This is a genomic window from Ruegeria sp. P10, from assembly GCF_056534925.1.
In genome coordinates this window covers 1-22393 of record NZ_JBQERJ010000009.1, presented here as the reverse complement: position 1 = coordinate 22393, position 22393 = coordinate 1, and the positions used below count along the sequence as shown (strand labels likewise).

Here is a 22393-nt window from a genome sequence, read left to right as displayed (position 1 = left end):
GCTGCACGAACTATTATTGTATACAAGTTGTATTTTTATGGAATACAAAACTGTGACCGCACGCGATTCGACCGCGTTCGCCGAACAGAAGGATGAGGCCAAAGCATGAAAGACGAAGCCATGTCTCGCAAAAGCGCGCTGAAAGAGCACCTGAAAGTGTCCATCCTCACGCTGCGCCTGCGCCCGGGCGCCGATCTGGACGAGGCGCACTTGTCCGAGGAATTCGGCTTGTCGCGCACGCCGCTGCGCGAGGTGTTTCGACAATTGGCTGGCGAAGGCTATCTGGATCTGCGGACAAACCGCAGCGCCCGGGTTTCCGAGATGTCCTACACCACACTGCGCGACTTCTTCCTTGCCGCGCCCATGGTATACGGAGCGATCCTGCGTTTGGCGGCTTTGAATGCGTCGAACGCCCAGATCAATGATTTGAAAAAGGCCCAGCAGGCGTTCAAGGCGGCCCTTCGGTCCGGGTCCGGCGAGGACCGAGCCTTGGCCAACAACCGCTTTCATGACGTGACCGGCGAAATGTCCGGAAATGTCTACCTGCTGCCGTCGTTCAACCGGCTGTTGATCGATCACGCCCGGATCGGCATGACGTTTTACCGGCCTCAGACGGCTGAGATGTCCGAGAACCTGTCCGAAGCAAGCCGCCAGCACGACGCCATCATCGCCGCCATCGAGGCGCGCGACGAGGCGGCTGCTGCGCAGCTGGCCGAAGATCACTGGAACCTGTCACGCGATCAGATCGAGATGTTCGTGATGCCTGACGCGCTGGATGTCCCGATGGGCGTCCCGCCCCTTTCGAAACCTGCATGAGGACGGAATGAACCCGATTTTCAAGTTTGAGGGGATCTATACCCCTGTGGTCACGCCCTATCACGACGATGGCAGCGTGAATTGGGACATGCTGTCCGACGTGATCGAATACCTGATCGAAAACGGCGTGCATGGCCTGATCTCGGGTGGCTCAACCGGCGAGAACTATGCCCAGACCGTCCACGAACGTGTGGAACTGGCCCGGTTCACGCATGAGCAGTTGAAGGGCCGGTTGCCATTGGTGGTTGGCACAGGCGCGATGCTGACGCCGGATTCGATTGCCCTTGCCGCTGGCGCGCGCGAAATCGGCGCCGATGCGATCCTGCTGGCCAGCCCGCCGTATTCGGTGCCGACTGATCGGGAAAACGCGCTGAATGCGCTGGCCATCGACAAGGCCGCGGACCTGCCGGTGATGCTGTACAACTACCCGCACCGCACCGGCACGATGATGGGTGAGGAATTCCTCGACCGCGTCGGCCGCAGTCGCAACTTCTGCGGCATCAAGGAAAGCTCGGGCGATATCAACCGGGTGCATTTGCTGGCCCGCGACTATCCGCATATCCAGCTTGGCTGCGGCATGGATGATCAGGCGCTCGAATTCTTTGCCTGGGGTGCGCCGTTCTGGGTGTGCGGCGGGTCCAACTTCCTGCCTGCCGAACATGTGGCTCTGTATCAGGCCTGCGTGGTCGAAGGGAATTTCAACAAGGGCCGCCGGATCATGTCGGCGATGATGCCGCTGATGCGGGTGCTGGAACAGGGTGGCAAGTTCATCCAGACCATAAAGCATGGCGTGACCATGAACGGGATCGATGCGGGCGCTATGCGGCCTCCGTTGAAGGGCTTGAACAAGGACGACAAACGCGCGCTGGAACAGGTCACGCGCGTGCTGAAGAAGACAATCGCCGACATCGTGGCGGAAGGGTAAGAGACATGGATCTGCTAACACAGGACGAATACCAATCCATCGCCGCAGGCCTGAACCTGCCGACCGGGGCGTTCATCGACGGCGCATTCCGCCCGGCGATCTCGGGTGAGACGTTTGCAACCGTAAACCCGGCCACCGGCGACAAGCTTGCCAATATCGCATCCTGCGGTGCGGCGGATGTGGATTTTGCAGTCGAAAAAGCGCGCGAGGCCTTCGACGATGGCCGCTGGTCGAAACTGCACCCGTCCGAGCGCAAGGACGTGCTGATCCGGCTGGCCAAGCTGATGACCCGCAATGCCCGCGAACTGGCGGTGATGGAAAGCCTCGACAGTGGCAAGACCATCTATGACTGCGAAACCGTGGACGTGCCCGAAACCATTCACTGTCTGAAATGGCATGCCGAGGCGATCGACAAGATCTACGATCAGGTCGCACCTGCCAGCGACGACCATATCGCCATGGTCGTGCGTGAGCCGATCGGCGTCGTGGGGCTGGTACTGCCGTGGAACTTCCCCCTGCTGATGCTGGGGTGGAAGATCGGCCCGGCACTGGCGGCGGGATGTTCAGTGGTTGTGAAACCCGCGGCTGAAACCACACTGACCGCGCTGCGTATGGCCGAACTGGCGATGGAGGCTGGCCTTCCCCGCGGCGTGCTGAACATCGTACCGGGTGGCGGTGCCGACGTGGGCGAACCCATCGGGCGGCACATGGATATCGACATGGTGTCCTTCACCGGCTCGACGGTGACGGGCAAACGGTTCCTGACCTATTCGGCGGAAAGCAACGCCAAGGAAGTGGTGCTTGAGATGGGCGGCAAGAACCCTGCCATCGTCATGGATGACGCCGAAAACCTAGACCGGGTGGCGGCGCATGTGGTGAACGGTGCGTTCTGGAACATGGGCGAGAACTGCTCTGCCTCGTCGCGCCTGATCGTGCACAAAGACGTGAAAGCCGAACTGCTGGACCGCATCGCGCATCACGCCAAACAGTGGAACATCGGCGACCCGCTGGATCCTGAAACCCGCATGGGCGCGCTGGTCAGCGAAGGGCATTACAACAAGGTCTGCGGATATCTCGATCAGGTTGAAAACGTGGTGATCGGCGGCAAGGCCGATAAAGGCTTTGTCGAGGCGACCGTCGTCGAAGTGCCGGGCAATGACGCCGTGCTTGCCCGAGAGGAGATCTTCGGCCCGGTCCTGTCGGTGATCGAAGTGTCGGGCTTTGACGAGGCCATCAAGATCGCCAATGACACCGATTATGGCTTGTGTGCCTCGATCTTTACCGCCAACGCCAAACGGGCCATTCGTGGTGCGCGGGCGATCCGGGCGGGCACCGTGACCGTCAACAGCTTTGGCGAAGGCGACATCACCACGCCGTTTGGCGGCCACAAGCAATCGGGCTTTGGCGGGCGCGACAACTCGATCCATGCGCATGATCAGTACACCCAGCTGAAAACCATCTGGATCGATCTTGCAGACGACGCCGACGAGGCTGTGGATTGACACGATACGAGGCCAAAAGACTGCCGCGGCAGACCGGTCCGGCGGGATGGAATGCCATCCTGCCGCCCCAGGACCCTCTGCCAGAGCTCGAACAGGACCTGACCGCCGACATCACCATTGTCGGCGGAGGGTTTGCCGGGCTGACGGCGGCGCGGCGATTGCACCAACTGGACCCTTCGCTGAAGATCGCCCTGCTGGAAGCGGGCCGATTTGCCGATGGTTCGGCGGGACGGAACTCGGGGTTCATGATCGACCTGCCGCATGATCTGGCCTCGGACAATTACGCAGGCGATGGGCTGGAAGCGGATCGCGCCGCCATTGCCCTGAACCGCAAGGCCATCGCTTTCGCGACCGAGGTCGCCGCCGATTGCGACCTGCCGCAGGAAATGTTCGACCCTTGCGGAAAATACAATGCAGCCGCCACACGGGCAGGAGACGCCCATAACCGCGCCTTCGCCGAGCATCTGACCAAACTGGGTGAGCCGCACACGCTGTATGACCAAAAGCAGATGCAAGAGATCACGGGCAGCCCGCATTATGTTTCGGGGCTGTTTGCGCCGGGGACGGTGATGATCCAGCCCGCAGCCTATGTACGGGCGCTGTCGGGTCAACTGGCTGGCCAAATCAACGTATTCGAGAACGCGCCAGTCACCAGCTTTGAAAAGCAGGGCGCAGGTTGGGTGGTCAACACCGCCAGGGCCAAAGTCAGCACCGGGCGGATCGTTCTGGCCAACAATGGCCATCTGGAAAGCTTCGGATTCTACCAACGGCAATTGATGCATATCTGCCTCTACGCCTCGATCACGGCGCCGCTGACCGAGGCGCAGATCAAGACACTGGGCGGGCAACCGCGCTGGTCGGTGACCCCGGCGGATCCGATGGGCACCTCGGTCCGGCGCATTTCGGGCAGCTATGGGGATCGCATCCTGATCCGCACCGGGTCCAGTTTTCACCCGACGATAGAAACCACCCGGATGCGGTTGCGCAATGCCGGCTGGGTGCATGACCGGAAGTTCCGTGAACGCTTTCCGCATCTGCCCGATGTACGGATGGAGCATCGCTGGGCCGGGATGCTGTGCCTCAGCCGCAATGGGTCTGCGGCGTTCGGCGAAGTGGCGGATGGCGTGTTCTCGGCCTGCTGCCAGAACGGCCTGGGCATCGCCCGCGGCACCCTGCAAGGCATGGGCATCGCGGAACTGGCGCTGCAAGGCGGATCAGAGATCGCGGATCACTTTCTGGCGCAGCCGGATCTTCCGCGATTGCCGCCCGAGCCTTTCGCCTCGCTTGGGGCGAACAGCTATCTGATCTGGAAAGAATGGCGGTCCGGCAAGGAATGACGCGTGGGCATCAGGGCAAGCTCAGCTTGGCCATACGCCCACCATCTATCGTAAAGACCTGCCCGGTGATGAAACCCGCATCCCCGGACGCCAGAAACGCGACGAGCGCGGCAACTTCTTCAGACCGCCCTGTTCGGGCCACCGGGTGGATTTTGGCGATGTCGCGACGGAATGCGGGCGGGTCGGGCATGGATTCGATGAAATCCTCGTTCAACTCGGTATCGATCCAACCGGGCGCGACGGCGTTGCAGCGGATACCTTCGCCCCCGTGATCCACGGCAACGGCGCGGGTCAGGCCGTGCAACCCTGCCTTTGATGCGCAATAGGCAGCGTGACCGGGATTGCTGCCCAGGCCTTCTATGGATCCGGTGTTGACGATGGCGCCCTTGGTCTGGCGCAGATGCGGCAGCGCGGCCTTGATCATCAGGAACGGGGCGGTCAGGTTCACCGTCAGGTTGCGGTGCCAGTCCTCAAGGCTCATTCCTTCGACCGAGGCTTCCTGCATCATGCCGGCGTTGTTGACCAACACGTCCAGACGCCCGGCTTTCGCGATCACTTTGTTGACCACCTGTGCCGGGCTGTCGGGAAGGGTGAAATCTGCAGCAATGCCTTGGAATTCGGTGTCCTGACCACGTTGGGCGGTGAAGACCAGTGCGCCTTCGTCGTGCAAACGCCGGGCAATGGCCTTGCCGATGCCGCTGCGCCCGCCGGTGACCAGTGCCACCTTTCCATCGAACCGCCTCATGATACCGGTTTCCCTCCATTCACCTCAACCAGCGTGCCGCAAACATAACGCGACGCGTCCGAGACCAGGAACATGATGACGTCGGCGATGTCCTCGGGCTCGGCGATCCGGCCCAGCGGCACGGTCCGGCCCAGTTCGGCCACGGCTGTATCGGGGTCAAACCCCCGCTTTTCAAAGCCTGATCGCAGCATCGGGGTATTCACTTCGTTCGGGCAAACGGCGTTGATGCGGATACTCTGATGGGCGTGATCCATGCCCATGCACTGGGTCAGGGACGCGATGGCCGCCTTGGTCATGCAATAGACCGCATGATTGGGGCCGGGGCGCAGCCCCCAGCAGGACGCAGTGTTGACGATGGCCCCGCCGCCAGCGTCCGCCATGATCGGAATTGCCGCACGACAAATGCGGAACGGGGCTTCGACATTGACACCCAATGACAGAGACCAATCCGCATCAGACGTATCCGTGACCGACCCGCGCGTGATGACGCCCGCATTGTTGATCACGATGTCAAGCCCGCCCAATGCGGACGCGGCTGCGCCGGGCAGCTGGTCTGCATATTCGGGAACAAGCAGATCACCGGGCAGATGTGCCTCGGCCTCGATGGCATCGACAGCCCGGTCGGCGACTGCGACCCGCGCCCCGGCATTGCGCAGGCGTTGAACGATTGACGCCCCGATGCCGCCAGCCGCGCCAGTGACCAGAGCCGATTTTCCTTTCAGGTTCATATTGTCATCCATTTCTTAGAATGATGCGACAGGTGCGCCGAGCAGGCTTTCATCAGGAACCACGCCCAGCCCCGGCCCGGTTGGCAGCGCGATATGCCCGGCGTCGACCCGGATGCCGTTTTCGGGATCGTAGTTGCCTTCGATATATGGCGCAGCCAGCCAGACGCCTTCCAGCAGGTCGGGCCGAACGGTTGCACCGATATGGGTGCATGCAGCGGCGATGATGTCCCCGCCCCAGCTGTCATCGCAGGTATGGGGCAGGTTGCGCGCCTCGCAGATATCACGGAAGGCGCGCATCGGGTGCAAGCCGCCGATGCGGGTGACCTTCATGCCGAACCCGTCGACCAGACCGGTGCCTGCCGCCGAGACCACGGTGTTCAGGCTGGTGCTGTTTTCATCCATATAGATACCATGCGTGACCTGAGGCCGGATCTTCCTGAGATCTTCGATTGTGTTGCAGGGCTGTTCCATGATGAAGGGGATTTCGGGGCATTCGCGACTGACCCGCAGGGCGTCTCGTGTGGTCCAGCCCCGGTTGCCGTCGACGGCCAGACGCATACCCGATCCCTTGACCACGTCCCAAACCTTTCGGATGGTTTCGATGTCCATCTCGACCGGGCGGCCTCCGACCTTGATTTGCAGACGCGGGTAGCCTTCGGCCATTTTCTCGGCAGCCAGTTTCGCGATGTCGTCGGGTGCACCGACGCCCGTGGCATAATAGGATGGCACCTTGTCCGTCATCTTTCCGCCCAGCAGATCGCAGACTGGAACACCTAAATGTTTGCCCAGCAGGTCATGCGAGGCGATGTCGATGGCCGCCTTGGCATAATTATGCCCGTTCAGCAGCCCGTCCATCCGGCGGTGAAGGGGCAGGGGCAGCGCCTCAACCCCGATCAACCCGGGCGCCATTTCAGCCAGCGCGGCGCGCGCCCCGGCGGCGTGCGCCTCGGCATAGGTCGGGCCAACCGGGCAGGTCTCGCCCCAGCCGGTCAGACCGTTGTCCGACACGATTTTGACCAGCGTGGTATCTAGCGCCCAGACCTGAGCGTTGGCCATGGTATAGGGCCCGTTTTTGACCGGCAGGTCGTGGCTGTAGATATGCAGTTCGGCGATCTTCATCTTGGTTTACGTGTCTTGAGTGGAAAAAAGGGCCCACCCGGATGACGGGTGGGCAAGTACGGGGAGTGTGGATCAGTATGTTTGGTTCAACTCGTCCGCCGCCGGGATTTCCCTTTCGCGGCGGGCGATATAGTCCAGAAGGGCCTCGTTCTTGGCCTCGTCCAGCTTTGGTTCTTCATATTCGGCCAATAGTTTCCGCGCATGTTTCAGGGCGCGTTCGGTGATTTCCACCTCCCCCTCGGCCACCCATTGCTCGATCGAGTTGTTGTCGAACAGTTCCGGCATGAAGAACGCGGTCTGAAAGTTGTCCTGCGTGTGCGGATGACCCAGATAATGCCCGCCGGGCCCCACATCGGGAACCGCTGCCAGGGCCTGATCGAAATCGTGCCACTTTGGGCCTTCCGCCATCCGGTAAGCCATCGCGCATTGTTCGGCGTCGACGATAAACTTGGCGACCGAACAGTGCATGCCCGCCTCGTTCCAGCCTGCCGAATGCCAGATGTAATTGGCCCCGGCATGAATGACCGCGCTGAGCGTCGTGGCGGATTCGTACCCGGCCTGTGCATCAAAGGTCTTGGCCCCACCCAGAGTGTTCGAAGTGCGCCACGGTACGTCGTAGAAGCGCGCCATCTGGCCGATCATGAAGTTCATCAGGCTGATTTCGGGCGTGCCGGCCATCGGCGCGCCGGATTTCATCGAAACGGTCGACAGGTAATGCCCCCAGATCGCCGGGCAGCCCTTGCGGATCACCTGCGTATAGGCCAGCGCCGAAAGCGCCTCGGCGGTCAGCTGCGCCACGGTCGCGGGCACCGATGCCGGTGTGTTCGCGCCACCCAGAACAAAGGGCGAGCACAGAACCGGCTGATTGCGGCGGCAGAAGGCCCGCATCGCACCCAGCATGGTTTCGTCCCACACCAGTGGGCTGTTGCCGTTGCAGTTTCCGGTGGTGACCGGATGATCGTCAATGAACCCTTCGCCGAACAGGATATCGCACATATCCATCACATCCTCGGCATTCCTGGGCGAGGTGGTCATGCCCATGAAGGTCTTGTCCGAGTACTTCATCGACGAGTAGGTGATGCGCAGGTGCCGCTGGCTGATCGGGTGGTCGTAGGGCTCGACAATGTGATGGGCCGAGCTGTGCAGCGCCGGCATCATGTGCGACAGCTTGTGGAACATCGCCAGATCATCCAGCGTCGGGTTCCGGCGCACGTCATCCAGATCGCGCAGGAAAGGGGCCCCGGTCATTGGCACGAAGATCGCGTGCTTGCCACCCAGTGCAAGGTTCTTTTGCGGATCGCGCGCGTGATAGGTGAACTGCGCCGGAATGGTCGAGATCAGCTCGCGCACCATATTTCGGTCCAGATAGACCAGTTCGCCGTCAACCTTGGCCCCGGCTTTTTTCCAGTCTTCCAGCGCGATGGGGTCGCGGAACTGAACGCCGACATTTTCCAGAATGTCCATCGCCGCATTGTCGATGCGCTCAACCTGGGTTGCGTCCATGACTTCGCACAGCGGGATGCCTCGGGTCAGGCCCGGCAGCATGTCGAAATTTGGAGCGGTGCGTTGGGCTCGGCGGGCAGAACGTCCGCCGGAACGCGTGACAGTGCGAGTGGTCAAGGGGCAATCCTCCAATTTTGAAACAAACTGACGGATTCGCGGCGCAACCACCTCTCTGATTGCGATATGTGCTTGCAATAAGCGACACGGGTCATTCCAAATAATTTTGTCCCTGCGTAACGAAAAAGACGCCGGGTCATTGTTACCTGTGTGACCTACTTCACAGCCAGGCAAGTGCATATATCTGCAACAGATAAACGCAGGGTTGTTTCAGAAGGCACTCACTCATGCACCACAAAACAGAGATGCTGATCGTCGGCGCCGGGTTTGCCGGGCTGACGATGGCGCTTGAGGCGCGCAAGCGCGGTATCAAGGATATCGCGATTTTGGAAAAGGCCGATGATATCGGGGGGACATGGCGCGAAAATACCTATCCCGGTGTCGCCTGTGATGTGCCGTCGCATCTGTATTCCATGGCGACCCATCTCAACCCGCATTGGAGCCGCGCCTATGCCGGTGGCGCGGAAATTCAGGCTTATCTGCAAAATGTCGCGCGTCAGGAAGGGTTGTATGACCTGTGCCATTTCCGGCAGGAGCTGAAATCGGCCAGCTGGGATGGAACGCGATGGCAAGTTGAAACGATGGATGGCCAGCAATGGTCGGCGCGGTTTCTGGTCTCGGCCATTGGCGCACTTCATTATCCCAGCATCCCGGATATCCCCGGCGCCGACGGTTTTTCGGGGCCCAGTTTCCACTCGGCCGAATGGAATCACGAAGTCGATCTGACCGGCAAGCGCGTGGCGGTCGTTGGAACCGGCGCATCCGCCGTTCAGTTTGTACCCGAGATCGCCAAGATTGCAGGCCACGTCGCGATCTTTCAACGCAGTGCGCCTTACGTGATGCCGCGCCCGGACGGTCCGATTGCGCCCTGGGTGCGCAGCCTTTACGCTTGGCTTCCCATTTTGCCCCGCATTCGGCGCAAGCTGATATTCATGATCTTCGAATTTCGCCACCGCGTGTTTCGTGGTGAGGAACGCGCGGTGAATTTTGCTTTGAAGATGTGGCAAAAGGCATTGGAGCGCGCCATCACCGATCCGGTCGAACGGCGGACTCTGACCCCCGACTATCGGATCGGCTGCAAACGTATCCTGAGTTCGAACGATTGGTACCCGACCCTGGCCCGCGACAATGTCAGCGTTGTTCCGAAGGGCGTCGCTCGAATCGAAGGTGACACGGTCATCGCGGCGGATGGCACCCGGACCAAGGCGGATGTCTTGATCTGGGGCACCGGGTTTCACGTAACCGACGTGGTCGAGCGTCTGGACATTACCGGTACGGACGGGCTGACGCTGCGCTCTGCCTGGTCGGATGGCATGTGCGCGCATCTGGGTACCGCAGTTTCGGGTTTTCCCAATTTCTTCCTGCTTCTGGGGCCGCATACCGGGTTGGGGCACAACTCGGTCGTGCTGATGATCGAGGCCCAGGTTGGCCATATCGGCCGGGTCCTGAGCGAGATGCAGCGCGAAGGATTGTCCGCAATCACTCCAGACGCCGCAAAACAGGCGGCGTTCACGCGGGAAATGCACAGCCGCCACGCGGACGGCGTCTGGCAGGCCGGCGGCTGTACATCCTGGTACATGGATGCGGAAGGCCGAAACACGACCTTGTGGCCCGGCACCGTTGCCGAGTTTCAGAAACGCATGGCACAATCAGGGTTGGAGCAATACGGACCCGCCGCCCCTGGCAATGGAGAAAGTTGAATGACAACCGTTCTGATCGCAATCGCCGTCCTTGTTGCGGTTCTGTTTGTCTTGAACCTGTGGACCCGGAAGATTACCCGCCGGGGTCGTGAAACCGTGCCGCAGCTGGGTCAGATCACACCCGTTCGCGGCGGCAGCATCCACTATGTGGAAAAGGGAAATCCCGAGGCGCAGACCATCGTCATGATTCACGGTCTGGCCGGGCAGTTGCAGCACTTTACCTATGCGCTGGTGGATCTTCTGGCCGACGACTACCACGTTATCGCGCTGGACCGACCGGGATGCGGGTATTCAACGCGCGATACGGCCGAGCTGGCGCAATTGCCCCACCAGGCAGGCATGATTGCCGAGTTTCTGGACAAAAAAGGCGTGGACCGCGCCGTTCTGGTCGGCCATTCACTGGGGGGCGCGGTTTCACTAGCGATGGCACTGGACCATCCGGCCCGGGTCGCCGGTCTGGCGCTGCTGGCGCCGCTGACGCACAAACTGCCCGAAACCCCGGCGATCTTCAAACCGCTTGAGATCCGCTCCGAATGGATGCGCAGCCTGATCGGCAACACGCTTGCCGTTCCCCTTGCGTCCAGAACCGCGCCGCACACGCTGAGCGCAGCGTTTGACCCGGAAACCCCGCCGGACGACTTTTTGGACCGGGCAGGCGGCGCGCTTGGCCTGCGGCCTTCCGCCTTTGTCACGGCCTCTCAGGACGTTGCCGGGGTCGATGCAAGTATCAATGCGCAGGTCGCGCGCTATCCGAAACTGACTGTCCCCGGGGGCATCTTGTATGGCCGTCAGGACGCGATACTGTCACCGCCGCTGCACGGGCCGACAATGACCGAGTTCGGGCTGAGTTACGAAGAGCTGGACGGGTTCGGCCACATGATTCCGATCACAGAGCCCGAAATATGTGCCGTCTTCATCCGCAGGATGACCGACGCGACCACATCCCCTCGAACATCCTTGCAGGACAGGCCATCAGAGCAGGCGTGAAAGAAATCTTGAGGTTGGTTGATTTCCCTCTTGACCCTCCCGGGCCCCTCGCTTACATCGCCTCTCACTCACGGCGGAGTAGCTCAGTTGGTTAGAGCAGCGGAATCATAATCCGCGTGTCGGGGGTTCAAGTCCCTCCTCCGCTACCAAAACCCTTCCCATTTTGTTGAATGGTTTGAGGCCGCAACGCCGGGGATCCTCCTTCGCTTGTGTATCTACGTATCCAGCCGGCAACACCCGTCTTTGTGCAGATGCTGCCAGCTTGTTCTGGCGTGCCTTGTGCGTCAGATCCGCCCCATGCCGTTAAACAGCCGGGGGGCTGCGTCCTTGATCGCCCGGCGGCCGTGCTTTACCAGTGTGTGTTGTCGATCACGGCGATATCCCCGTCCTGCCAGTTGATTTCGACCGTGCAGCTTTCGGCGATGTCGTGTTCTTCGTTCGTCAAGAAAACCTCCGCCGCCCCACATCAGGGAATTTACAGGAAGTGTCCCGAGAGTCCGAGCATATCTACAACATCGACTAAATCGGAAATCATGGTGCTGCTGGAGAGAATTGAACTCTCGACCTCTCCCTTACCAAGGGAGTGCTCTACCTCTGAGCTACAGCAGCGCTGTGGGCGGGTGATTAGACTCAAACGAAACGCGGCGCAAGGGTGTCTGGACGGTTTTTTTCGCCTCCTGTAGAGAAAGATCATGACGAATAAAAATTCACCCAAAAAACAAGGCAAATCCGGGGATGCGCGCGAAGAGCGGCTGAAAGCGGCGCTGAAGGCCAATATGGCCCGGCGCAAAGCGCAGGCCAAGGCGCGGGCGACCTCTGGGGACAAGGCTGACAAGGACAAGGGATAAGAGCAGATGGATTCGATTCTGGTGACGGGCAACGGCCCGCTGAATGGTCAGATACCGATTGCGGGGGCCAAAAACGCGTGTCTGACGCTGATGCCTGCAACCTTGCTGAGCGAAGAACCGCTGACGCTGACGAACGCACCACGCCTCAGCGACATCAAGACCATGACCGCTCTGCTGCAATCACTGGGGGCCGAGGTGTCGTCGCTGCAAGATGGTCAGGTGATCGCGATGTCGAGCCATAGCCTGACCAGCCAAACGGCGGATTATGACATTGTGCGCAAGATGCGTGCCTCGAATCTGGTGCTGGGCCCCTTGCTGGCGCGGTTCGGGCAGGCGGTTGTTTCTCTGCCAGGTGGCTGCGCGATTGGTGCCCGTCCGATGGACTTGCATGTGGAAGGGCTCGAGGCGCTGGGCGCCGAGATCGAGCTGAAAGACGGGTATCTGCACGCCAGGGCTCCGGGAGGGCTGAAAGGCGCGGTGCACGAGATGCGCTTTGCCTCGGTCGGGGCCACCGAAAACATCGTCATGGCGGCGACGCTGGCCAAGGGCACCACGGTGCTCAAGAACGCCGCGCGCGAGCCCGAGATCGTCGATCTGGTCGAATGCCTGTGCAAGATGGGTGCGCAGATTTCGGGCGAGGGCAGCTCGACCATCGAAATTCAGGGCGTCGACCGGCTGCACGGTGCCACCCATCAGGTTGTCACCGACCGGATCGAACTGGGCACCTATATGCTGGCCCCGGCGATTTGCGGTGGCGAGGTCGAACTGCTGGGCGGGCGCATGGCGCTGGTTGAATCCTTTGCGGCCAAGCTCGACGCGGCAGGGGTCAGTGTCACCGAAACCCAAAACGGCTTGAAAGTGGCGCGCAAGAACGGCCGTGTGCAGGCTGTGGATGTGGTGACCGAACCCTTCCCGGGCTTCCCGACCGACCTTCAAGCGCAGATGATGGCGCTGATGTGCACGGCTGAGGGCACCTCGGTTCTCGAAGAACGCATTTTCGAAAACCGCTTCATGCATGCCCCGGAACTTGTGCGCATGGGCGCGAATATCGAGGTGCACGGCGGCACCGCCACCGTCACGGGTGTCGAAACCCTGAAAGGCGCCCCGGTGATGGCGACGGATCTGCGGGCTTCGGTGTCGCTGATCCTCGCCGGATTAGCGGCAGAAGGTGAGACGACGGTAAGCCGGGTCTATCATTTGGACCGCGGATATGAACATGTGGTGCGCAAGCTGGAAGGCGTGGGCGCAAAAATCGAACGGATCAAGGGCGAATGACGGACGCAAGTTTTGAAGACGGGCGCGAAGCCCCGCTGAATCTGGGGGCTGAGGATGCAGATGACCTGAAGGTGATCTCGACCCTGGTGCAGGATGCGGTTTTTCCCGTGACCGAGATGAAATGGCAACCGTCGCACCGCCGCTTTGGCCTGTTGCTGAACCGTTTTCGCTGGGAAGACAAAGATGCCGCCGCCCGCCGTGACCGCCCGTTTGAACGGGTGCAGTCGGTGCTGGTCTTCGATTCCGTTCTGTCCGTGGCCAGTCAGGGCATTGATCGCAGCGAGAAAGACATGGTCATGTCGCTGCTGTCCGTCGAATTCGAACCCGGTGAGGATGGCGCGGGCCAGGTCTTGCTGACCCTGGCGGGTGACGGCGCGATCCGCCTGAAGGTCGAGGCGTTGGATGCCACGCTCAAGGACGTCACGCGCCCATATCGGGCCCCATCCGGCCGGGCGCCGCAGCACCCCGAATAGATGCAGAACAAGCGCGGCATTTCTCAGGCGTTTTCAAATGTGCCCGAGGGTATTGCCCTGCGTCCCGCGACCGTGTTCGATGTGTTCGACATCAGTCGCGTGCTGATACGGTCGATCACGCAGCTTTGTGTGGCCGATCACAACAACGATCTCGACCATCTGGAACAATGGACCGCGAACAAAGACCCGGCGACCATCCGGGGCTGGTTCAAGCCGGGATCACAGATCTGGCTGGCCGAGCGTGAAGGGCGGGTGGCCGCGGTCGGTGGGTTGTTCGAAACCGGCAAGATCACCTTGCTCTATGTTGACCCGGATCACGTCGGCAGCGGGGTGGGGGCCGCGTTGCTCTACCGGCTGGAACGGCAACTGGCTGCGTGCGGCTGTACCGAGGTGCATCTGGACGGCACGAAAACCGCCCGGGAATTCTATTTGCGCCACGGCTGGAAGGTCACCGGTCAATGCAGTGACAGTCGGGACCTGACCTGCTTTGCCATGCGCAAATCGCTGCACCCCCAGGGCTGAGGGTTGAGGCCGCGCCCCGTGGGCGATATGTCCCGTGGCGCAACGCCCGGAGTGCCAGATCATGCCCGTTTTCCTTGACGCCACATCACCCGATTTCGAAACCACCTTTCAGGCCCTGCTGTCCGCCAAGCGCGAGGACAGCCCGGATGTGGACGCGGTTGTGGCGCAGATCATCGACGATGTCCGCAACCGGGGTGACGCGGCGGTCATCGAACTGACCACGAAATTCGATCGGCTGGAGCTGACGCCCGAAACGCTGGCCTTCAGCGCTCAGGAAATCGCGGACGCGGTGACGCAGGTCTCGGCCGAGGATCGCGCGGCGCTGGAACTGGCCGCCGCCCGCATCCGGGCCTATCACGAAAAGCAGATGCCCAGCGATCACAGCTGGACGGATGAGGCCGGGGCCACGCTGGGCTGGCGCTGGTCGGCGGTTTCTGCCGCAGGTCTCTATGTGCCGGGCGGGCTGGCTTCTTACCCGTCATCGGTGCTGATGAATGCCATCCCGGCCAAAGTGGCGGGCGTGGACCGGCTGGCCATCGTGGTGCCCACCCCGGACGGGCAGGTGAACCCGCTGGTGCTGCTGGCAGCGCAGCTGTCGGGTGTGGACGAGGTCTATCGCATCGGCGGCGCGCAGGCCGTGGCGGCGCTCGCCTATGGCACCGACACCATCGCGCCGGTCGACAAGATCACGGGCCCGGGCAACGCCTTTGTTGCGGCGGCCAAACGCCGTGTCTTTGGCAAGGTCGGCATCGACATGATTGCGGGCCCTTCCGAGATTCTGGTTATCGCCGACAAGAACAACGATCCCGACTGGATCGCGCTGGACCTGCTCAGCCAGGCCGAACACGATGAAAGCGCGCAGTCGATCCTGATCACGGATGATGCCGCTTTTGGCCAAAGCGTCGCTAAGGCGGTCGAAAAACGCCTCGAAACCCTGCAACGCCGCGCCATCGCCGGGGCCAGCTGGCGCGACTTCGGCGCCATAATCTCCGTCCGTGATCTGGATCAGGCTGCAATCCTATCGAACCGTATCGCCCCGGAACATCTGGAGCTTTGCGTCGCAAACCCGGTGGCGCTGAGCGAAAAAACCATCCACGCCGGGGCCATCTTTCTGGGCCAGTACACACCTGAAGCCATCGGTGATTATGTGGGCGGTCCCAACCACGTGTTGCCCACCGCGCGTTCGGCACGGTTTTCGTCAGGCCTCAGCGTGCTGGATTTCCTCAAACGCACCACGCTCAGCCAGATGACCCCCGAAGCCCTGCGCGCCATTGGTCCTGCCGCCGAACAGTTGGCGTGCTCGGAAAGCCTCGAGGCGCATGGCCTCTCGGTCACCGCGCGCCTGAACCGCCTGAATGGCTGAAATGACGCAAAGACCTGGCGCATATGGCGTTTCTGTGCGTTGCCCGTTGAATATCATTGCTATAGGTCTGTGCTGACGCAAGGAATGTGACTGTAAAGATGACCCGCATCTCGCATATCGAACTGGATGATAGAAATCTGCCGCCGCCCACGCCCGAGATCGAGCAGGAACGCAAGGTTGCCATCTATGATCTGCTGGAAGAAAACAGCTTCTCGCTGCCCAAACGCGACGACCGCGTTGTGCCCGAAGGCCCCTATCGCCTTCAGCTTTCGATCCGCGACAAACGGCTTGTCTTCGACATTGAAACCGAGGCCAACGAAAAAGCGGCCGAGTTTCACCTGTCGCTCGGTCCCTTCCGGCAGGTGGTCAAGGATTACTTCCAGATCTGCGAAAGCTATTTCGATGCGGTGAAATCACTGCCGCCCAGCCAGATCGAAACCATCGACATGGCCCGCCGGGGTATCCACAACGAAGGCAGCCGCGTGTTGCAGGAACGGCTGGAAGGCAAGGCAGATGTCGACACCGACACCGCCCGTCGCCTGTTCACGCTGATCTGCGTTCTGCATTTTGGGGGCTGACGCGTGAAGCCTCTGCCGCAGTCGGTCTTGTTCTGTTGCGACCACAACGCGGTTCGGTCCCCGATGGCCGAGGGGCTGATGAAGAAATTCTATGGCACCGGCACCTATGTTCAGTCCGCCGGCGTGCATAACGATCTGGAAATTGACGGCTTCAGCATCGCCGTCTGCCACGAGGTCGGCGTAGAACTGTCCCGCCACCGCTCGCGCTCCTTTGACGAGATGCAGGAATGGGGTGATGACCTCAGCTCGTTTGATCTGGTGGTGGCGCTTTCACCCGCCAGTCAGCGGCAGGCGCTGGAACTGACCCGGGTTTTTCACCTCGATGTCGATTATTGGCCAATAATGGACCCTACCGGGTTGGGCGAGACCCGCGAAGAAAAGCTACATCACTACCGACAGACCCGCGATCAGATCATCAAACATCTGAAAGACCGCTGGGGCGAACCTACGGAGTGACCATGAACCAGACCGTCAAAACCTATTTCGAAGCCTTCAATGCCGGTGACGTGGATGCCATGCTGGCCTGCCTGTCCGATGACGTGGCCCATCACGTGAACGAAGGCCAGATCCGCATTGGCAAGGACAAGTTCGCCGCGTTCTGCGCGCATATGAACCGCTGCTACAAAGAAAACCTGACCGACATCGTCGTGTTCGAAGCCGAAGGCGGCACCCGCGCCGCAGCCGAATTCATCGTCAACGGCACCTACTTGGAAACCGATGATGGCCTTCCGGATGCGCATGGCCAGACGTACCGCCTGCCTGCCGGTTCGTTCTTCGACCTGAAGGATGGCAAGATCACCCGCGTCACCACTTTCTACAACCTGGCAGACTGGACCAAACAGGTTTCGAATGGCTGAGGTCACCGACGTCCGCCCCCTGACCGGAGCGGCACTCGGGGCCGCTCTGGACGATGTCGCCCGCCTGCGGATCAGAGTGTTTCACGCCTGGCCCTACCTCTATGACGGCGATCTGGAATACGAACGCAAATACCTGCAATCCTACCGCGACAGCGACAAGGCCATCGTGATTGGCGCCTTCGACGGCGACCGCCTGATCGGCGCCTCGACCGGCGCACCGCTGACTGACCACGCTGACGATTTCGCGGCGGCCTTCGAGGGCTCCGGGCTTGACCTGCATGACATCTTCTATTGCGCCGAATCGGTGCTGTTGCCCGACTATCGTGGGCAGGGTGTCGGCCACAGGTTCTTTGACGAACGCGAAGCCCACGCCCGCGCGCTGGGTTTCACCAAATGCGCATTCTGCGGCGTGCAACGCCCGGCAGATCATCCGATGCGGCCCGACAATTACCGCCCGCTGGATGCCTTTTGGCGCGCGCGGGGATACACGCCTTTGCCCGGTGCGATCGCACAGTTTTCGTGGAAAGATATTGGCGAAGAAGGCGAATCGAAGAAACCCCTTCAGTTCTGGATCCGGGATCTCTGAACGCCAAACGCAAAAAAATTCCCGAATCATGGTAGTGTTGGGTTTTCTGTGGGGGAATTGCCATGAAACGCTATGTTATCGAACGCGATCTTCCGGGTGTCGGTTCCATGTCCGGTGACGAACTGTGCGGCGCGTCTGCGAAGTCGAACGAAGCGCTGGCGCAAATACCCGGCGTGCAGTGGGAGCATTCCTATGTTGCTGGTGACAAGACCTTTTGCATCTATCTGGCCGAGAGCGAGGACGCGATCCACAAGCATGCGGAACTCAGCGGGTTCCCGGCCAGCACGGTCACCGAAGTGACCACGATCATCGATCCGACGACCGCAGGGTAAATGGGCTGTACTCCGGTCTGCGTCCGCGACTAAGGTCACGCGAATTTGACCGAACGGGGACGCTGCCATGAAAGTCGCAACTGCCGCCTACAACCTCGACTGGCTGAATAGCTGGGCGCAATACGAAGACAAGCTTGAGGGGTGGGTGTCCCAGGCCGCAGGGCAGGGGGCCGAATTGCTGGTCTTTCCCGAATATGGCGCGATGGAGCTGTCGACCCTCGAAGGGGCCGAGATTGCCGGCGATTTGGAGCGGTCGATCCGGGCCGTGTCCGACCGGATGGAGGATGTACAAAACCTGCACACCCGCCTCGCCAAGACGTACAAAACCTACATTCTGGGTGCGTCGGCGCCGGTTGTTGATGGCCCCGGGCGTCCGGTGAACCGTGCCGCCTTCTACGCGCCGGATGGCAGTTTCGACCATCAGGACAAACAGATCATGACCCGGTTCGAACGCGAGGATTGGGACATCGCCCCGGGGGGTCCGCTCAAGCTGTTCGACACCGCACTGGGCAAGATCGGTGTGTTGATCTGTTATGACAGCGAGTTTCCGTTGCTGGGCCGCGCGCTGAGCGAGGCAGACCTGATCCTTGCGCCATCCTGTACCGAAGCGCTTTCGGGTTACTGGCGCGTGCGGATTGGCGCAATGTCAAGAGCTTTGGAAAATCAATGCGTTACGGTCATGGCCTCGCTGGTCGGGAACAACCAGTGGTCCGAGGCGGTGGATATGAACACCGGGACCGGAGGCGTCTTTGGCCCGCCCGACAAGGGGTTCCCGGCCACCGGTGTGCTGGCCGAAGGCACTTTGAATCAGCCGGGCTGGACCTATGCGGATGTCGACCTGTCAGCCATCGCCGAGGTCCGCGCGGACGGTCACGTGCTGAACCGAACCCATTGGGAGGAACAGGCCGCCCGAGTCGAATCGGTCACAATATCCGCTCTTTAGGTGATTCCGCCCTTGAAATAAGGCCGAAATAGGCTCATTTAAGCGCACACCCCCGCAGATTCTGCGGGTGCAACGTAATGATGGAGACAACATGGCCAAGGAAGATACGCTCGAATTTCCCGGTGTCGTGAAGGAACTCCTGCCTAATGCGACGTTTCGGGTCGAGCTGGAAAACGGCCATGAGATCATCGCACATACGGCAGGCAAGATGCGCAAGAACCGCATCCGTGTTCTGGCCGGCGACAAGGTTCAGGTCGAGATGACCCCATATGATCTGACCAAGGGTCGGATCAACTATCGCTTCAAGTAACGCCTGCCGCAATGGCGTTCATTCTCGGATCGGGCAGCCCAAGACGGCTGGACCTGCTGGCCCAGCTTGGCGTGCGGCCCGATGCCATTTGCCCTCCTGACATCGACGAAACGCCCTTGAAGGGCGAGCTTCCGGTTCCGTATTGCCACCGCATCACGCGCCAAAAAGTGCAGGCTGTTCAGGCAGATAGAGGTGACGTTACCCTATGTGCAGATACCACCGTGGCCTTGGGGCGTCGGATTCTGGGAAAGCCCGAGGATGCGGGGCAGGCAGCGGAGTTTCTGCATTCCCTGTCTGGTCGTCGTCACCGCGTGATCACCTCGGTTGCGGTCCGGCGCGGAGACCGTGTGCTGCAGCGTGATGTCGTCTCACAGGTCAAGGTCAAACGTCTGTCGGATGTCGAGATCAACGCCTATCTGGCGACCGGAGACTGGCGCGGCAAGGCAGGCGCCTATGCGATTCAGGGGCCCGCAGGGGCTTTCATTCCATGGATTTCGGGGTCGTTTACAGGCATCGTTGGCCTGCCCCTGTCCGAGACCGCGGCCTTGCTGCAAGGCATCGGCTATCCACTGTATCGAGAGGCATCATGAAAGGTCGCACCATTGTTCTGGACCACATCCAAGGCCGCGAAGCGGCTGCGCTGATGGTCGACGGCAAGTTGGATGACTTCTTGATCGCCGCGGACGCACCCGCACCCGGTACGATCTATCGCGCTCGCGCTGACCGCCCGGTCAAGGGGCAGGGCGGCATGTTCCTGACCACGCCAGATGGCCCTGCTTTCCTGCGACAAGTCAAAGGCTTGGGTCCTGGTGCCCTGTTGTTGGTACAGGTTACCGGCTTTGCAGAGCCCGGCAAAGCCATACCGGTGAGCAATCGCATCCTCTTCAAAAGCCGCTATGCGATTGTTACGCCGGACGCTCCGGGCCTGAACATTTCGCGCAGTATCAAGGACGAGGACACACGCGATCAACTGCTTGAAATCGCCCACGAGCAGATGGGTGACAGCGCCTATGGATTGATCCTGCGCTCCTGCTGCGCTGTTGCGGATGCCGAAGAAATCGCGGAAGACCTCTCGGCCATGTTGACGCAGGCCGAGCAGGTGATGAATGACGACGGGACCGAGCCTGAACTTCTCAGCGAAGGTGACAGCCCCCATATCCTTGCCTGGCGCGACTGGACCGACCCGGCCGAAGTCGTGACACAGGCGGGCGGGTTCGAAACCCACGGCGTTCTGGATGCGCTGGATACCGTGCGTGGAGCGTCCGAGCCTTTGCCGGGCGGAGGGTATCTTTACATCGAACCCACACGCGCGTTGGTCGCCGTGGATGTGAACACCGGAGCGGACACCTCGCTGGCGGCGGGCACCAAGGCCAATTTCGCCTGCGCCAAGATGCTGCCCCGTGCTTTGCGCGTACGTGGGCTGGCTGGTCAGATAACGCTGGACCTCGCTCCCATGCCAAAGAAGGATCGCCGCGGGTTTGAGTCCGCTTTGCGTGCCGCGTTCAGATCAGACCCGGACGAGACGATTCTTGCAGGCTGGACCCCGCTGGGCCACTTTGAGTTGCAGCGAAAGCGTGGTCGCGTTCCTGTAATGGAGATCCTGAAATGAACTGCCCGATTTGCGGAGGCGAGACCGAGCAGAAATTTCGTCCGTTTTGTTCCAGGCGGTGTGCGGACATTGATTTGGCCAAGTGGCTGAACGGGTCCTACTCGGTTCCGTCGCAGCGCGAAGATGACCTTGAAGCCGAGGATGACACGCAGGACTTCACGCCAAAGCGACCGCATTGAAAAAATGTGAAAAAGCCTCTGGACACCGCTGGTAGCAAGTCATAGAAGGCCCCCACCCAACGACGAACGTCGTTCCCGTGCCCGGGTAGCTCAGGGGTAGAGCAGTGGATTGAAAATCCTCGTGTCGGTGGTTCGATTCCGCCCCCGGGCACCACTTCCTCAGGTAAGCCCTTGGTTTCACTCCGGCTTTTAACAGCAGGTTGGAGCCGTAGGCCATGGCAGAGACCATTTCACCCAAGTACACCTTCGTGAAAGAGGGTGTTTTTTACTTCAGTCGCCGCATCCCTAAGGAGCTTTGCCGCTACTACTCGTCTTCTCGGATCGCATTTTCTTTGCGTACTCACTCGGCAAACGTAGCGGCGACGATAGCAAGAAGAGCAGCTGATCAACTGGATGAGTATCGGTTTCATCTGAAGTCGAAGGATGCGCAACTGCGTGGAAAGTACATGTTGCGTCTTGGCGCAGCCAACTCCGCCGTAGCGCCAGTTGTTCTAAACGAGACTTCTGCTGCTTCTGTGCTGTTGTCAGAGGCAGTCGAGATTTATCTTACACAGAAAGGTCAAGGACGCCCCGTGACGTTTCACCGGGGTGCCGAGAGAACGTGCGGCTACGTGATTGATGCCTGTGGCGACAAACACCTTGAAGTCTATGTCAAAGCCGACGTGAACGGGTGAACAACCTGACGGTCTGACCGCGGATTACCTGATCAGGTCGGGCTTCCCGGCGATCTGGTCAGGTGAGCACAAGCAGTTTGCTGAACTCAGATCTACAGACTCTCCCAAGGTCACCAAACTCGTACCGCCGGAATGGCGAACTGAGACTGCGGCCCGAAATCGACCATTGTTGCGCATAAACTCGGGTCTCAGCTGGAGTAGCCGGATGATAACCCTCTGAAAACACGCGCTAATAGGCGGCCAAATTCTCAGTGCGTGATTCTAGAGAAAATCATGGCTGGGGTGGTAGGAATCCTTGCCGACCGATGAAACCTATGGGCTTTTCAGCGAAGCCCGAGAAACTGGGGCGGTTTCGGGGGCATTTA

The 22393-nt window shown here is 60.7% G+C and carries 26 protein-coding genes and 3 tRNA genes; 24 read left to right on the top strand and 5 right to left on the bottom strand.

What is annotated here, in order from left to right:
* The first annotated feature begins 105 nt into the window (after positions 1 to 105).
* From ACR0FB_RS15335 to ACR0FB_RS15320, 4 genes are read left to right on the top strand one after another with little or no spacing between them, the layout of a single operon-like run.
* Positions 106 to 816, top strand: coding sequence for a GntR family transcriptional regulator (locus tag ACR0FB_RS15335; protein WP_480621151.1), 711 nt, complete (start codon positions 106 to 108; stop codon positions 814 to 816).
* 7 nt (positions 817 to 823) lie between these two features.
* Entirely contained in the window at positions 824 to 1741 is a 918-nt protein-coding gene (locus ACR0FB_RS15330) for a dihydrodipicolinate synthase family protein (RefSeq protein WP_480492577.1), read from the top strand.
* 5 nt (positions 1742 to 1746) lie between these two features.
* On the top strand, positions 1747 to 3243 hold the full coding sequence (locus tag ACR0FB_RS15325) for an aldehyde dehydrogenase (RefSeq protein WP_480621149.1): 1497 nt from the start codon (positions 1747 to 1749) through the stop codon (positions 3241 to 3243).
* A complete protein-coding gene (locus ACR0FB_RS15320) occupies positions 3240 to 4580 on the top strand; it encodes an NAD(P)/FAD-dependent oxidoreductase (RefSeq protein WP_480492579.1) in 1341 nt (446 codons plus the stop codon). Before ACR0FB_RS15325 ends, ACR0FB_RS15320 begins: the two co-directional genes overlap by 4 nt.
* A gap of 10 nt (positions 4581 to 4590) precedes the next feature.
* Here the strand turns inward: ACR0FB_RS15320 and ACR0FB_RS15315 are convergent, their stop codons facing one another.
* From ACR0FB_RS15315 to ACR0FB_RS15300, 4 genes are all read right to left on the bottom strand, one after another.
* Positions 4591 to 5325, bottom strand: coding sequence for an SDR family NAD(P)-dependent oxidoreductase (locus ACR0FB_RS15315; protein WP_480485456.1), 735 nt, complete (start codon positions 5323 to 5325; stop codon positions 4591 to 4593).
* Positions 5322 to 6053, bottom strand: coding sequence for an SDR family NAD(P)-dependent oxidoreductase (locus ACR0FB_RS15310; RefSeq protein WP_480621147.1), 732 nt, complete (start codon positions 6051 to 6053; stop codon positions 5322 to 5324). Before ACR0FB_RS15310 ends, ACR0FB_RS15315 begins: the two co-directional genes overlap by 4 nt.
* A gap of 15 nt (positions 6054 to 6068) precedes the next feature.
* A complete protein-coding gene (locus tag ACR0FB_RS15305) occupies positions 6069 to 7172 on the bottom strand; it encodes a mandelate racemase/muconate lactonizing enzyme family protein (RefSeq protein ID WP_480621145.1) in 1104 nt (367 codons plus the stop codon).
* Between the two features lie 72 nt (positions 7173 to 7244).
* Entirely contained in the window at positions 7245 to 8792 is a 1548-nt protein-coding gene (locus ACR0FB_RS15300; RefSeq protein ID WP_480621143.1) for a trimethylamine methyltransferase family protein, read from the bottom strand.
* 227 nt (positions 8793 to 9019) lie between these two features.
* Between ACR0FB_RS15300 and ACR0FB_RS15295 the strand changes: the two genes are divergently transcribed.
* The 3 genes from ACR0FB_RS15295 (at position 9020) to ACR0FB_RS15285 (ending at position 11628) form a co-directional block, all read left to right on the top strand.
* On the top strand, positions 9020 to 10492 hold the full coding sequence (locus ACR0FB_RS15295; RefSeq protein WP_480485448.1) for a flavin-containing monooxygenase: 1473 nt from the start codon (positions 9020 to 9022) through the stop codon (positions 10490 to 10492).
* Positions 10493 to 11479: an alpha/beta fold hydrolase gene (locus tag ACR0FB_RS15290; protein ID WP_480485446.1), complete on the top strand. Its 987-nt coding sequence runs from the start codon at positions 10493 to 10495 to the stop codon at positions 11477 to 11479. It abuts the gene before it with no gap.
* A gap of 72 nt (positions 11480 to 11551) precedes the next feature.
* Positions 11552 to 11628: transfer RNA gene (locus ACR0FB_RS15285), tRNA-Met, on the top strand.
* A 385-nt stretch (positions 11629 to 12013) separates the two neighbouring features.
* Here ACR0FB_RS15285 and ACR0FB_RS15280 read toward each other — a convergent pair.
* Positions 12014 to 12088, bottom strand: a tRNA-Thr gene (locus ACR0FB_RS15280).
* 83 nt (positions 12089 to 12171) lie between these two features.
* Between ACR0FB_RS15280 and ACR0FB_RS15275 the strand changes: the two genes are divergently transcribed.
* The 17 genes from ACR0FB_RS15275 (at position 12172) to ACR0FB_RS15195 (ending at position 22028) form a co-directional block, all read left to right on the top strand.
* A complete protein-coding gene (locus tag ACR0FB_RS15275) occupies positions 12172 to 12327 on the top strand; it encodes a hypothetical protein (RefSeq protein WP_171118532.1) in 156 nt (51 codons plus the stop codon).
* A 6-nt stretch (positions 12328 to 12333) separates the two neighbouring features.
* On the top strand, positions 12334 to 13602 hold the full coding sequence (gene murA, locus ACR0FB_RS15270; protein WP_480621141.1) for a UDP-N-acetylglucosamine 1-carboxyvinyltransferase: 1269 nt from the start codon (positions 12334 to 12336) through the stop codon (positions 13600 to 13602).
* Positions 13599 to 14075, top strand: a complete 477-nt coding sequence (locus ACR0FB_RS15265; RefSeq protein WP_210092685.1) for a DUF2948 family protein — start codon at positions 13599 to 13601, stop codon at positions 14073 to 14075. The genes murA and ACR0FB_RS15265 overlap by 4 nt, the downstream gene beginning before the upstream one ends.
* A complete protein-coding gene (locus ACR0FB_RS15260) occupies positions 14076 to 14597 on the top strand; it encodes a GNAT family N-acetyltransferase (RefSeq protein WP_480621138.1) in 522 nt (173 codons plus the stop codon).
* A 61-nt stretch (positions 14598 to 14658) separates the two neighbouring features.
* Complete coding sequence (gene hisD, locus ACR0FB_RS15255; RefSeq protein WP_480621136.1) at positions 14659 to 15960, top strand: histidinol dehydrogenase; 1302 nt, start codon at positions 14659 to 14661, stop codon at positions 15958 to 15960.
* A 98-nt stretch (positions 15961 to 16058) separates the two neighbouring features.
* Positions 16059 to 16538: a UPF0262 family protein gene (locus tag ACR0FB_RS15250; RefSeq protein ID WP_171722821.1), complete on the top strand. Its 480-nt coding sequence runs from the start codon at positions 16059 to 16061 to the stop codon at positions 16536 to 16538.
* Between the two features lie 3 nt (positions 16539 to 16541).
* Positions 16542 to 16994, top strand: a complete 453-nt coding sequence (locus ACR0FB_RS15245) for an arsenate reductase/protein-tyrosine-phosphatase family protein (RefSeq protein ID WP_171634118.1) — start codon at positions 16542 to 16544, stop codon at positions 16992 to 16994.
* Positions 16995 to 16996: 2 nt separating this feature from the next.
* Positions 16997 to 17395 carry a ketosteroid isomerase-related protein gene (locus tag ACR0FB_RS15240; protein WP_152458860.1) on the top strand — a complete coding sequence of 133 codons (399 nt, stop codon included), beginning with the start codon at positions 16997 to 16999 and terminating at the stop codon, positions 17393 to 17395.
* Entirely contained in the window at positions 17388 to 17981 is a 594-nt protein-coding gene (locus tag ACR0FB_RS15235; protein ID WP_171722822.1) for a GNAT family N-acetyltransferase, read from the top strand. Before ACR0FB_RS15240 ends, ACR0FB_RS15235 begins: the two co-directional genes overlap by 8 nt.
* 62 nt (positions 17982 to 18043) lie before the next feature.
* The gene (locus ACR0FB_RS15230) at positions 18044 to 18313 is read left to right on the top strand and encodes a DUF4242 domain-containing protein (protein WP_480621134.1); all 270 of its coding nucleotides are present in this window, start codon (positions 18044 to 18046) and stop codon (positions 18311 to 18313) included.
* A 67-nt stretch (positions 18314 to 18380) separates the two neighbouring features.
* Positions 18381 to 19256, top strand: a complete 876-nt coding sequence (locus ACR0FB_RS15225; protein ID WP_171634107.1) for a carbon-nitrogen hydrolase family protein — start codon at positions 18381 to 18383, stop codon at positions 19254 to 19256.
* Positions 19257 to 19347: 91 nt separating this feature from the next.
* Positions 19348 to 19566 carry a translation initiation factor IF-1 gene (gene infA, locus ACR0FB_RS15220; RefSeq protein ID WP_005978431.1) on the top strand — a complete coding sequence of 73 codons (219 nt, stop codon included), beginning with the start codon at positions 19348 to 19350 and terminating at the stop codon, positions 19564 to 19566.
* An 11-nt stretch (positions 19567 to 19577) separates the two neighbouring features.
* On the top strand, positions 19578 to 20156 hold the full coding sequence (locus ACR0FB_RS15215) for a Maf family protein (RefSeq protein ID WP_171634104.1): 579 nt from the start codon (positions 19578 to 19580) through the stop codon (positions 20154 to 20156).
* Positions 20153 to 21175, top strand: a complete 1023-nt coding sequence (locus tag ACR0FB_RS15210; protein WP_480621131.1) for a ribonuclease E/G — start codon at positions 20153 to 20155, stop codon at positions 21173 to 21175. Before ACR0FB_RS15215 ends, ACR0FB_RS15210 begins: the two co-directional genes overlap by 4 nt.
* On the top strand, positions 21172 to 21354 hold the full coding sequence (locus ACR0FB_RS15205) for a DNA gyrase inhibitor YacG (protein WP_171634093.1): 183 nt from the start codon (positions 21172 to 21174) through the stop codon (positions 21352 to 21354). Before ACR0FB_RS15210 ends, ACR0FB_RS15205 begins: the two co-directional genes overlap by 4 nt.
* 79 nt (positions 21355 to 21433) lie before the next feature.
* Positions 21434 to 21508, top strand: a tRNA-Phe gene (locus ACR0FB_RS15200).
* A gap of 61 nt (positions 21509 to 21569) precedes the next feature.
* Positions 21570 to 22028, top strand: a complete 459-nt coding sequence (locus tag ACR0FB_RS15195) for a DUF6538 domain-containing protein (RefSeq protein ID WP_480621129.1) — start codon at positions 21570 to 21572, stop codon at positions 22026 to 22028.
* The last annotated feature ends 365 nt before the right edge of the window (positions 22029 to 22393 follow it).

Coding starts and splice junctions, on each gene's coding strand:
- ACR0FB_RS15225 (WP_171634107.1), top strand. CDS start 18,381: ATGAAAGTCGCAACTGCCGCCTACAACCTCGACTGGCTGAATAGCTGG.
- ACR0FB_RS15265 (WP_210092685.1), top strand. CDS start 13,599: ATGACGGACGCAAGTTTTGAAGACGGGCGCGAAGCCCCGCTGAATCTG.
- infA (WP_005978431.1), top strand. CDS start 19,348: ATGGCCAAGGAAGATACGCTCGAATTTCCCGGTGTCGTGAAGGAACTC.
- ACR0FB_RS15230 (WP_480621134.1), top strand. CDS start 18,044: ATGAAACGCTATGTTATCGAACGCGATCTTCCGGGTGTCGGTTCCATG.
- ACR0FB_RS15210 (WP_480621131.1), top strand. CDS start 20,153: ATGAAAGGTCGCACCATTGTTCTGGACCACATCCAAGGCCGCGAAGCG.
- ACR0FB_RS15325 (WP_480621149.1), top strand. CDS start 1,747: ATGGATCTGCTAACACAGGACGAATACCAATCCATCGCCGCAGGCCTG.
- ACR0FB_RS15310 (WP_480621147.1), bottom strand. CDS start 6,053: ATGAACCTGAAAGGAAAATCGGCTCTGGTCACTGGCGCGGCTGGCGGC.
- ACR0FB_RS15305 (WP_480621145.1), bottom strand. CDS start 7,172: ATGAAGATCGCCGAACTGCATATCTACAGCCACGACCTGCCGGTCAAA.
- ACR0FB_RS15260 (WP_480621138.1), top strand. CDS start 14,076: ATGCAGAACAAGCGCGGCATTTCTCAGGCGTTTTCAAATGTGCCCGAG.
- ACR0FB_RS15240 (WP_152458860.1), top strand. CDS start 16,997: ATGAACCAGACCGTCAAAACCTATTTCGAAGCCTTCAATGCCGGTGAC.
- ACR0FB_RS15315 (WP_480485456.1), bottom strand. CDS start 5,325: ATGAGGCGGTTCGATGGAAAGGTGGCACTGGTCACCGGCGGGCGCAGC.
- ACR0FB_RS15335 (WP_480621151.1), top strand. CDS start 106: ATGAAAGACGAAGCCATGTCTCGCAAAAGCGCGCTGAAAGAGCACCTG.
- ACR0FB_RS15295 (WP_480485448.1), top strand. CDS start 9,020: ATGCACCACAAAACAGAGATGCTGATCGTCGGCGCCGGGTTTGCCGGG.
- ACR0FB_RS15205 (WP_171634093.1), top strand. CDS start 21,172: ATGAACTGCCCGATTTGCGGAGGCGAGACCGAGCAGAAATTTCGTCCG.
- hisD (WP_480621136.1), top strand. CDS start 14,659: ATGCCCGTTTTCCTTGACGCCACATCACCCGATTTCGAAACCACCTTT.
- ACR0FB_RS15330 (WP_480492577.1), top strand. CDS start 824: ATGAACCCGATTTTCAAGTTTGAGGGGATCTATACCCCTGTGGTCACG.
- ACR0FB_RS15235 (WP_171722822.1), top strand. CDS start 17,388: ATGGCTGAGGTCACCGACGTCCGCCCCCTGACCGGAGCGGCACTCGGG.
- ACR0FB_RS15250 (WP_171722821.1), top strand. CDS start 16,059: ATGACCCGCATCTCGCATATCGAACTGGATGATAGAAATCTGCCGCCG.
- ACR0FB_RS15290 (WP_480485446.1), top strand. CDS start 10,493: ATGACAACCGTTCTGATCGCAATCGCCGTCCTTGTTGCGGTTCTGTTT.
- murA (WP_480621141.1), top strand. CDS start 12,334: ATGGATTCGATTCTGGTGACGGGCAACGGCCCGCTGAATGGTCAGATA.
- ACR0FB_RS15275 (WP_171118532.1), top strand. CDS start 12,172: ATGACGAATAAAAATTCACCCAAAAAACAAGGCAAATCCGGGGATGCG.
- ACR0FB_RS15195 (WP_480621129.1), top strand. CDS start 21,570: ATGGCAGAGACCATTTCACCCAAGTACACCTTCGTGAAAGAGGGTGTT.
- ACR0FB_RS15215 (WP_171634104.1), top strand. CDS start 19,578: ATGGCGTTCATTCTCGGATCGGGCAGCCCAAGACGGCTGGACCTGCTG.